This is a genomic window from Pseudomonas sp. 05T35, assembly GCF_056396605.1.
The window spans coordinates 1-10,376 of record NZ_JBFTLU010000166.1 but is presented as its reverse complement, the minus strand read 5'-3'; the positions used below and the strand labels follow the sequence as shown (position 1 = coordinate 10,376).

Genomic DNA, 10,376 nt, shown 5'->3' with positions numbered 1-10,376 from the left:
GTCATTGACGGACAGAACAACGCACTGTTTTATCCGGGGGTGCCGTGATATTGCGCCTTCAATTTCAGTAAGCTCAATTCGATGACCACGAATCTTGATCTGATTGTCGCCTCGCCCCAGAAAGATGACACTGCCATCTGAAAGATAAGTGCCAAGGTCGCCGGTTCTATAGCAAATGTCGTCCTCGACATTCGCAAATGGATTCACAACAAATCTTTCCCTGGTTTGCGCAATGTCACCCCAATAACCGAGCGACAAATAGGGGCTGCGTATAAGAATTTCTCCGACCTCTCCTTCGCAGACCAACTTATTTGAGTCATCCACGACCAGCAGTTGTGCGCCTTCAATTCCTTTACCAAGCGGAATCCTGGCATTATTGGCTTCAGGGTCGACCTGATGGTACGCCATTGCCTGCGGAGTTTCCGTCGTGCCGTAAAAATTCACACTAACTGCATTTGGTGCGACGACGCGCATTTGTTCGTATAACGTACTGCTTAATGCATCTCCACCCCAAAACAAGTATCGCAGAGCGTTGAATTTTAGTTCGTTGATTTTTGCTCCAGTTTCAATAAGCTTTCCCAGKGGGGGCGTAAGGTGAATAACGGATATTCCATTCTTATGTATCCACGCCGCCAAAGCCGAAGGATCTATGACGGTTGACTGTGCCGGACAGATAGTTTTCGCGCCAATGGAGAGAGGCGTAAATACGTCCCTGTATACAGGGTCATGACCAAGCCCGGAAAGCAAGGAAAAGCAATCGTCTTTTGATAGCGAATGACGTTTGGTATGCCACTCAATAAAATGAACCAAAGGCGCATGATGTGTCGCAATCCCCTTCGGTTCCCCAGTGCTGCCCGATGTAAATGTGATATACGCCGGATGACAAGGGTCGACTTCTGGCAAAACCCTTTGATCAAAGGCGAACTTATGCAGTGATTCGGTGGGAATTTCCGGAATTCTGACGACCCGCGGATAGGAACTCTCTGCCCTTGGCTCAAAGTGCTCGAGATTGAGGTTGACTGTAGCCTCACCGCATAGCAGAACAAAGGTAGGCTGAAGCGCTCGAATGATTTGACCTACGCGCGCTGGTGGATATGCATTGTCGGCAACTGTGAACGTCAATCCGGCACGGGAGGCGCCGAGCATTGCATAGACCAACCCCGCACAGCGACTCGAAACAATAACAATCCGGTCGGATTCGGTAGCGCCATTTCCAATCAAGAAGGACGCAATGCCCTGGCTTATCTCTTCAAGCTGACGATAGCTGCAAGTCGCGTCTTGAGAGATTACAGCAATTGCATCAGGCGAGCGTCTCGCATGCTGTAAGAAGGCCATGAATATCGGACGTTCGACACAAGAATCCAGACGAAGCGTTGGGTTTGGGCGGACATCCTGCATGTTATTTTTATACTCCACCTAATCTATACGAGATTAACGTCGTGCCCCGAAAATCCGGAGTGAGATGACGCTGAATTTATCGGTAGCGGTGGCAAAAATATGGAGCGTCGAGCAGCCCGTTGAGTGGTTCAGGCCGAACGATTGAACGTTAGTGCAGAGTGGCCGCCGGCGCCAGCGCGGGTCCGGAAATGGGGACAAATTTATTTTTCTGCAGTGGGTAATGGCTTTTGCATTTGTGTCCAGGGTTTCCATGGCCACGGCTGCATTACCTGCAACAGTCTCTGCGCCATTCTCCGAAAGCCATTTCGTAATCTCTTCTATTGCTGCTCCCAGGGCATGCTGGTTGTGTAGAAGCAATGTCAGAGCATCTGCCGTGGCAATGTTGGAGTTTGAGTTATCTGGCATGGAAGTCGTCCTTGGGGGGCTGGCGAGAAAGTCTAGTTCATCTCGTCGCGGGCGACGCGCCACGCAATCATTCACTGGGGCCTGTTTCTGCACCGGAATAGAGCATCTGTCCCAGATCTGTCCCATATGGCCCTTTTCCAGACGCCAAAAACCACAAACCCCCGACTTTCTCTAGGAAAATCAGGGGTTTGTGTTTGCAGAATGTGGCGGTGAAGGAGAGATTCGAACTCTCGATACAATTTCTTGTATACACACTTTCCAGGCGTGCTCCTTAAGCCACTCGGACACTTCACCGTATCTCTTCAAACATGTTCTGTCTGTCGAGGCGCGCTAATGTAGTCGAAAGCTTTTCCGATGGCAAATATTTTTTTCAGAATTTTCATGCGGTTAAGCGATTTGCGAGTTCGGGCGGGTTTCGATGCATGGCAAACCTGCCAATCTTCGGCCGGGTGAATGCTTCTATATAGAGGGCAATGCGCGGTACGTATGGCCGGCTACGCTGGGCGGGCGCGAATTGGCTGACTGGCCGGTCAGTCATGGCGCTTTACCTGACCTACGACGATGGGTAACGTCTGCCCCACTTCAATACAAGGAATAGCGTCATGAGTGAGTTGATTTCCTACCATCTCGAAGACGGTATCGCGACCCTGACCTTGAGCAATGGCAAGGTCAATGCCATCTCGCCGGACGTGATTGCCGCGTTTAATGCTGCGCTGGATCAGGCGGTGACGGATCGTGCGGTGGTGATCATCACCGGTCAGCCAGGCATTCTGTCGGGCGGATATGACTTGAAGGTGATGACGGCCGGCCCTAAAGAAGCCGTGAGCCTGGTGACCGCCGGTTCGACCCTCGCCCGCCGTCTGTTGTCGCACCCTTTCCCGGTGATCGTCGCGTGCCCTGGACATGCAGTGGCCAAGGGCGCGTTCATTCTGCTGTCGGCCGATTACCGGATTGGTGTCGACGGCCCGTTCAGCATTGGCCTGAACGAAGTGCAGATCGGCATGACCATGCACCACGCCGGCATCGAGCTGGCCCGTGATCGTCTGCGCAAGTCGGCGTTCCACCGCTCGGTGATCAACGCCGAGATGTTCGATCCGCAGGGCGCTTTGGATGCTGGCTTCCTCGACAAGGTCGTTTCTGCCGAAGAACTGCAAAGTGCAGCACTGGCCATGGCGCGTCAGTTGAAGAAGATCAACATGACCGCGCACAAGAACACCAAGCTCAAAGTACGCAAGGCCCTGCTGGAGACGCTGGACAACGCGATCATCCTGGATCAGGAACACCTGGTTTAATCCCGAAAGCGCACCAACGAAAAGCCCGACCGCCGAGTCGGGCTTTTTCTTGCCTGATCTGTTTACAGTCCTTCGGCCGCTCTACTCCGCATCTGACGCTATCAGTCTGAAACATGCGCTTAAACATCGCCTATCTCCTACCTCTATAGCGGCAATTGCCGAAAACAGTGCACATCCGTACACTGCGCCACCTTTTGTCCCGGCGGGCCTGTAGATGCTGTATCTGTTTCGCATGTTATTGATGGGTCTGCATTTTGCTGTAGCGGGTGTGCTCGGTGTGGTGCTTGGCTTGTGCCGACCGTTCAATCCGGATAACAGTCGTTTGTGCGCGCGCCTTTATGCCTGGCCGGCGATGTGCATTTTGCGATTGCGAGTGAAGGCCGACGTCGCTGGGCTGACGAACAAGACCCAAAGCTGCGTGGTGATCGCCAACCATCAGTCCAACTACGATCTGTTCGTGCTGGGTAATGTGGTGCCGCACCGCACCGTGTGCATCGGCAAGAAAAGCCTGAAGTGGGTGCCGCTGTTCGGACAGTTGTTCTGGCTGGCCGGCAATGTGCTGATCGACCGTGGCAATGGGCACAAGGCTCGGCAGTCGATGCTCACGACCACCAACACCTTGCGGCACAAGGACACCTCGATCTGGGTGTTCCCGGAAGGCACGCGCAACCAGGGTGAAGAGTTGCTGCCATTCAAGAAAGGCGCGTTCCAGATGGCCATCGCTGCCGGGGTGCCAATCGTGCCCGTGTGCGTCAGCAGCTACATCAACCATATGCGTCTGAACCGCTGGCGCAGCGGCAAGATTCTGATCCGCTCGCTGCCGGCGATTCCTACCGCCGGATTGAGCATGGACGACATGCCGATGCTGATCGCCCAGTGCCGCGAACAGATGCGCGAGTGCATTGAATCGATGGATCGACAGCTGCAAGCAGCCTGAATGAAGCCCGCCTCGTGCGGGCTTCTTTTTGCCGGCGAACTTCGCTGATTTTGCTGACTCTCAAGCTTAAGAGCAGGATAATCTGGTCATTGCCTGTCATTGCCATTTGCCAAGAAGAAGTGAATAAGAATTATGGGTAGAGTCGTTGCGGCTGCGGTCTACAGTGCCGGTAAGAGAGTCACCGATATCACCCTTGATGAGGGCGCCGCCTGGGCTGCAAAACCCGGTCACTTTGTATGGATCGGCCTCGAAGAGCCGAACGCCCAGGAGCTGGCCAACCTGCAACGCCAGTTCGGCCTGCACGAACTGGCGATTGAAGACGCCCTGGATAAACACAGCCGATCGAAGCTGGAAACCTTTGGCGATGCGCTGTTTATCGTCACGTACTCGCCGGTGCGCCATGAGGGCAAACTGGAGTTCATCGAAACCCACATCTTTGCCGGCAAGGGTTACATCATCACCTGCCGTAACGGTCACTCGGCGTCCTACGCCCATGTGCGCCAACGCTGTGAGGCGCGTCCGCTGTTGCTTGAGCACGGCGAAGATTTCGTGCTCTACGCCCTGCTCGATTTCGTCATCGCAAACTATCAGCCAGTGGGCGAAGCGATCCATAGCGAGATCGATGAGCTGGAGCGCAACGTGCTGTGCAGCACGCTCAACGAAAAGGACATTCAGAACCTTCATGGTTTGCGGCGCGACGTGTTGCGCCTGCGCCGTTATGCGGCGCCGATGGTGGAGATCAGCGAAGAGCTGCAGAAGCTGAGCTTCCCGTTCATCGACAAGAACATGCGCCCGTACTTTCGTGATGTGCAGATCCACGTCACGCGACAGATGGAGGACCTGACGACGTTACGTGATATTGCCAGCCAGACCATCGAGATTGGCGTATTGCTGGAAGCGGCCCGTCAAAGCGTGGTGCAGCGCAAGTTTGCCGCCTGGGCGGCGATTCTGGCGTTCCCGACGGCGGTGGCCGGGATCTACGGGATGAACTTTCAGAACATGCCGGAGCTGAGCTGGCACTACGGCTATTTTGTGGTGATGGGGTTTATGACCGTGGGATGTTTCGCGTTATGGGCGAGCTTCAAGCGGTCGGGGTGGCTTTGAAGAATTGTTGTGGCGAGGGAGCTTGCTTCCGCGGGTCGGTCCGCACTCGGGCAAAGCGACCCTGATATCAGCCGCCGCGAGTATTCAGATGGATCGCGATTGCCGGATTACGACCGCTTCGCGGCCGAGCGGGAGCAAGCTCCCTCGCCACAGGTTCCTCGTCGGCATTACACCTTATACGGATTTGGTCTCGGGCTTGTGGGCCACAAACCGCATCATCCACTCGGCAACGGTGGTGCCGTGGTGCTCTTGCGCCAGGCTTTCCATACCTTTCTGATAGACCTGCTCACCAAGGTGTTGCTGACGAATTTCCAGCAACGCCCGCGAGTAATCGTGAATAAACTCCGGGTGGCCCTGGAAGCACAGCACCTGGTCGTTGATGTGATACGCAGCGTACGGGCAAAAATCGCTGGAAGCGATCACCGTGGCATTTTCCGGTAGCGCGGTGACCTGATCCTGGTGGCTGATCAGCAGTGTCAGTTCTTCCCGCACCGGGCTCATCCACGGCGCTTTGGCGGCCAGTTTGTACTTGTGGGTGCCGACACCCCAACCCTGGGTCGCACGCTCGCTTTTGCCACCCAGCAGCAGCGCCAGCAATTGATGGCCAAAGCACACGCCCAGCAGCTTGTCGCCGCGCTCATAGCGCGACATCAGGTAAGTCTTGAGGGTTTGAATCCACGGGTCGGTGCCGAACGAATCAGCCTTGCTGCCGGTCACCAGATAGGCATCGAAACTCAGGTCATCGCTTGGGTATTCGCCCTGCATGACGTTGTAGACAGTGAATTCGGCAGCGATGGGTTGCTGCGAAAACAGACGCTGGAACATCTGCCCGTAACCCTGATATTGATCGACCAGCTCTGGACGCAGGATGTCGGTTTCCAGAATGCAGATGCGTAACGACATAAAAAATACCTGACACGATAGAGGCGATAGTGCACACCCAGAGCCTGCCTCGAAACGCGGGGTCAAGGCAAGCCCGGTGCGCACCGCCAATCCGTCAGAGCGACTCCCTCAGAACAACGCGCCCTTCGCGGCTTTTTCCAGCAACAAAGCCGGCGGTGTAAAGCGCTCGCCGTACTGCTCGGCCAGGTATTGGGCGCGGGCAACAAAATCCTTCACGCCGTATTGGTTGATGAACTGCAACGCCCCGCCGGTCCAGGCGGCGAAACCAATGCCGAAGATCGAACCGATGTTGGCATCGGCCGTCGACAGCAGCACGCCCTCCTCCACACAGCGCACGGTTTCGATGGCCTGCACAAACAGCAAGCGATCGCGTACATCCTGTGGCGATATCTGCCCGTCAGCTTTCTCGAAACGGGTTTTCAGCTCTGGCCACAAATGTTTCTGTCCACCGGCCGGGTATTCGTAGAAACCGCCACCCGCGGCTTTGCCGGGACGCTGGCATTCGTTGAGCAGCAGGTCGATCACGGCAAACGCCGGGTGCGCGGGCAGCGGTTTGCCTTCGGCTTGCAGGTCCTTGGCAGTTTGCTGACGGATATGGCTCATCAGGCTCAGGGAAACTTCGTCAGAGATCGCCAGCGGACCTATCGGCATTCCAGCCTTGCGCGCCTCGGTCTCGATCATCGGTGCCGAGATGCCCTCGCCGAGCATGGCGATACCTTCATTGGTAAACGTGCCGAAGACTCGCGAGGTGAAGAAGCCACGGCTGTCGTTGACCACGATTGGGGTTTTCTTGATTTGCAGGACGAAATCGAAACCACGGGCCAGGGTTTCATCGCTGGTATTGACACCTTTGATGATTTCCACCAGCGGCATTTTGTCGACCGGGCTGAAAAAGTGCAGGCCGATGAATTTCGACTGATCCGGCACGGCGGTCGCCAGGCCACTGATGGGCAAGGTCGAGGTGTTGGAAGCGATGACCGCGTTTGCACCGACGATTTTTTGTGCGGCGGACGAGACCTTGGCTTTCAGCTCGCGGTCTTCAAACACCGCTTCGATGATCAGGTCACAGCCCGCCAGATCGGCATCCTGCTCGGTGGTCTTGATCCGCGCCAGGGTGGCGTCACGCTGCTCCGGGCTGAGCTGGCCACGGGCGACTTTCTTGTCCAGCAGTGCTGCCGAATGGGCCTTGCCCTTCTCGGCTGCCGCCAGGTTGATGTCCTTGAGCACCACGTCGATTCCGGCCACGGCGCTGACATAGGCAATCCCGGCGCCCATCATGCCCGCGCCGAGTACACCGAGTTTTTTCGTCACGTGCGGCGCAAAACCCGCAGGACGCGAGCCGCCAGCGTTGATCTCGTTGAGCTGGAACCAGAAGGTTCCAATCATGTTCTTCGCCACCTGGCCGGTAGTCAGCTCGGTGAAGTAGCGGGTTTCGATCAACTGTGCCGTGTCGAAATCAACCTGAGCGCCCTCAACCGCAGCGCAGAGGATCTTCTCCGGCGCTGGCAGGCAACCCTGGGTTTTGCTGCGCAAAATCGACGGCGCGATGGCCAGCATCTGCGCGACTTTCGGGTTCGACGGTGTGCCGCCGGGAATCTGGTAACCGCTCATATCCCAAGGCTGCTTGACCGTCGGGTTGGCAATAATCCAGGCTCGCGCCTTGGCCAGCAGTTCATCACGATCCGCCGCCAGCTCATCGATCAAACCGGCTTGCAGGGCTTGCTGCGGCCGGACTTTCTTGCCTTCGAGCAGATACGGCAGCGCCTTCTCCAGCCCCAGTAGGCGCACCATGCGCACCACTCCGCCGCCGCCCGGCAGCAGCCCCAGCGTGACTTCCGGCAAACCGATCTGCACCGACGAATTGTCCAGCGCAATGCGGTGATGGCAGGCCAGACAGATTTCCCAACCGCCACCCAGCGCCGCACCATTGATTGCGGCGACTACCGGCTTGCCGAGCGTTTCCAGTGTCCGAAGCTGGGCTTTGAGTGTCAGCACCATGTCGTAGAAGGCTTTGGCTCGAGGCTTGCCGACCTTGATCAACTCATTGAGATCGCCGCCGGCAAAGAAGGTTTTTTTTGCGGAGGTGATGATCACTCCGGCAATCGAATCCTTGTCGGCCACCAGACGCGCAACGCAACCAGCCATGGCCTCGCGGTACACCGCGTTCATGGTGTTGGCGCTCTGGCCCGGCATGTCGATGGTCAGGACGACAATCTGGTCCTGTCCTTTTTCGTAACGGATGGCATCGGTCATGGCAATTTTCCTTGAAGTCGGAGGCTCAGAGGCGTTCGATGATGGTGGCGATGCCCATGCCGCCGCCGACACAGAGGGTCGCCAGGCCGTAGCGCAACTGCCGCACTTCCAGTTCATCGAGCAAGGTGCCGAGAATCGCGCAACCGGTGGCGCCCAGCGGGTGGCCCATGGCGATGGAGCCGCCGTTGACGTTGACCTTGGCCGGATCGATGGCCATGTCCTTGATGAACTTGAGCACCACCGAGGCGAACGCTTCGTTGACCTCGAACAGATCGATGTCCTCGACCCGCAGCCCGGCCCTGGCCAAGGCCTTGCGAGTGGCCGGCGTCGGACCGGTGAGCATGATGGTCGGATCGGTGCTGGTGACCGCCGTGGCGACGATCCGCGCCCGTGGCTGCAAACCCAGTGCCCGACCTTTGGCTTCGGAGCCAATCAACATCAGCGCCGCGCCGTCGACGATCCCCGAGCTGTTTCCGGGCGTGTGAACGTGACTGATTCGCTCCACGTGGCTGTAGACCCGCAACGCGGTAGCGTCGAAACCCATTTGCCCGATCATCTCGAAGCTCGGCTTGAGCTTGCCCAAGCCTTCCAGCGTCGACTCGGCGCGAATGAACTCATCATGATCCAGCAGGACGATGCCGTTCTGATCCTGCACCGGCACCAGGGACTTTTTGAACGAGCCATCCGCCCGTGCCCGCGCCGCCTTCTGTTGAGAGTGCAGTGCGTACGTATCGACGTCTTGACGGCTGAAGCCCTCAATCGTGGCGATCAGGTCGGCGCCCACGCCTTGCGGGGTGAAATGGCAGTGCAGGTTGGTTTGCGGATCCAGCGCCCAGGCACCACCGTCGCTGCCCATCGGCACCCGGGACATGGACTCGACGCCACCAACCACCACCAGGTCCTCAAAGCCGGAACGCACTTTCATCGCCCCAAGATTCACCGCTTCCAGCCCGGATGCGCAAAAGCGGTTGATCTGCACACCCGCAACGCTAACGTCCCAGTCGGCCACCAGCGCCGCGGTTTTGGCGATGTCGGCGCCCTGATCGCCAATCGGCGTGACACAGCCGATCACGATGTCATCAACCTCGCGGGTGTCGAGTTGCGTCCGCTGTTGCAGGGCAGCGAGCAAGCCTGCCAGCAGGTTCACCGGTATGACGCTGTACAAGGCGCCATCAGCCTTGCCACGGCCACGGGGTGTACGTAACGCGTCGAAAATCAAAGCTTGGGTCATGACGTCCTCGTACCGCTGGGCAGGTGAATAGTTGGCGAGTTCTCACCTTAGGCTCAGCAGCGGCGGATTCAATGACCGAAGCGCTCAACGGCCTTGACGGTCACGCTCAGACGAACGGTAGTGAGCTATCGGATAAATCGATTCGGGTCACCGAACTGTCTAGCAAAAGGCCGGCAAAGCTGCTGGCAGTATGCCTCATGCCTTTTTAGAAGCAGGTTGATCTAGGTTGATACGAAATGGATCTAAAGCACAGCCTGCGGGGCCCCTAAGGTAAACCTTACGAGGTCGTCGTCGGGTTTTGCCGAGGCGCCCGTGAGAAAAGCACTACAGCGCTTTGCCGTCATGGAGAAATGCAGGCAAGCATTCGACGCTCAGGAAATAACAAAAAAAGGCAAACAGCCATGTTCAAACATTCGAAAGTGCGTCAAGCCGGGCTCATTTTGTTCGCCACTACGCTGCTACTGATTTTGCCGAACCTTACCAAGGTGATCGGATAATCAAGCGTGGTTGTTGACGACGCCTCACTAAAAAACTGACTCGCTCGCTTTCCGGGCCTGCATGTGTGTGCCAACCTTTACGGCACACCTTCGACAGGATGGCGATCACTTGAAAGCTTTACTTTTGCTTGGGGCCTTGCTGCTCAGCACGCCCTCGTATGCCGCACAGCTGGTGCTCGACCTGGGCACCGGCAGCCGAACCTGGAAAACCGAGGAGTTGCTCAAGCATCCTCAGGCCCAGACGATTCAGATCACCGACGAYGTTTCCTACAAAAGGAACATGAGTTATCGCGCGGTGCCGCTGGCGGCGTTGTTGACGGGTATCAAAGCTGACGACCACTTGCAAGCCGTGGCCC

7 protein-coding genes, 1 tRNA gene and 2 pseudogenes are annotated in these 10,376 nt (G+C 57.0%); 4 read left to right on the top strand and 6 right to left on the bottom strand.

The genetic code is table 11. The features are described 5' to 3' along the window. The 3 genes and pseudogenes from AC1DH9_RS14575 to AC1DH9_RS14565 form a co-directional block, all read right to left on the bottom strand. On the bottom strand, positions 1–1,398 hold a 1,398-nt coding region (locus AC1DH9_RS14575; RefSeq protein WP_477808337.1), incomplete at its 3' end, for an amino acid adenylation domain-containing protein. Between the two features lie 216 nt (positions 1,399–1,614). Beyond that, positions 1,615–1,803, bottom strand: a pseudogene (locus AC1DH9_RS14570) (hypothetical protein); the annotation flags it as partial. A gap of 204 nt (positions 1,804–2,007) precedes the next feature. Next, positions 2,008–2,097, bottom strand: a tRNA-Ser gene (locus tag AC1DH9_RS14565). Between the two features lie 308 nt (positions 2,098–2,405). On the opposite strand from AC1DH9_RS14565, the gene AC1DH9_RS14560 reads away from it, so the two are divergent. From AC1DH9_RS14560 to AC1DH9_RS14550, 3 genes are all read left to right on the top strand, one after another. Beyond that, entirely contained in the window at positions 2,406–3,095 is a 690-nt protein-coding gene (locus tag AC1DH9_RS14560; RefSeq protein ID WP_427540378.1) for a crotonase/enoyl-CoA hydratase family protein, read from the top strand. Positions 3,096–3,309: 214 nt separating this feature from the next. Next, positions 3,310–4,032: a 1-acylglycerol-3-phosphate O-acyltransferase gene (locus AC1DH9_RS14555; protein WP_427540381.1), complete on the top strand. Its 723-nt coding sequence runs from the start codon at positions 3,310–3,312 to the stop codon at positions 4,030–4,032. Between the two features lie 132 nt (positions 4,033–4,164). Beyond that, the gene (locus tag AC1DH9_RS14550) at positions 4,165–5,136 is read left to right on the top strand and encodes a magnesium and cobalt transport protein CorA (RefSeq protein WP_427540384.1); all 972 of its coding nucleotides are present in this window, start codon (positions 4,165–4,167) and stop codon (positions 5,134–5,136) included. 174 nt (positions 5,137–5,310) lie between these two features. Here AC1DH9_RS14550 and AC1DH9_RS14545 read toward each other — a convergent pair whose 3' ends face one another. The 3 genes from AC1DH9_RS14545 to AC1DH9_RS14535 all read right to left on the bottom strand — a co-directional run bounded on the left by AC1DH9_RS14545 (position 5,311) and on the right by AC1DH9_RS14535 (position 9,523). Continuing rightward, positions 5,311–6,039, bottom strand: coding sequence for an amidotransferase (locus AC1DH9_RS14545; RefSeq protein WP_427540387.1), 729 nt, complete (start codon positions 6,037–6,039; stop codon positions 5,311–5,313). Between the two features lie 108 nt (positions 6,040–6,147). Beyond that, complete coding sequence (locus AC1DH9_RS14540; protein ID WP_427540390.1) at positions 6,148–8,292, bottom strand: 3-hydroxyacyl-CoA dehydrogenase NAD-binding domain-containing protein; 2,145 nt, start codon at positions 8,290–8,292, stop codon at positions 6,148–6,150. Positions 8,293–8,317: 25 nt separating this feature from the next. Beyond that, the gene (locus AC1DH9_RS14535; RefSeq protein ID WP_427540393.1) at positions 8,318–9,523 is read right to left on the bottom strand and encodes an acetyl-CoA C-acetyltransferase; all 1,206 of its coding nucleotides are present in this window, start codon (positions 9,521–9,523) and stop codon (positions 8,318–8,320) included. A 558-nt stretch (positions 9,524–10,081) separates the two neighbouring features. On the opposite strand from AC1DH9_RS14535, the pseudogene AC1DH9_RS14530 reads away from it, so the two are divergent. Next, a pseudogene (locus AC1DH9_RS14530) lies at positions 10,082–10,376 on the top strand (hypothetical protein); the annotation flags it as partial.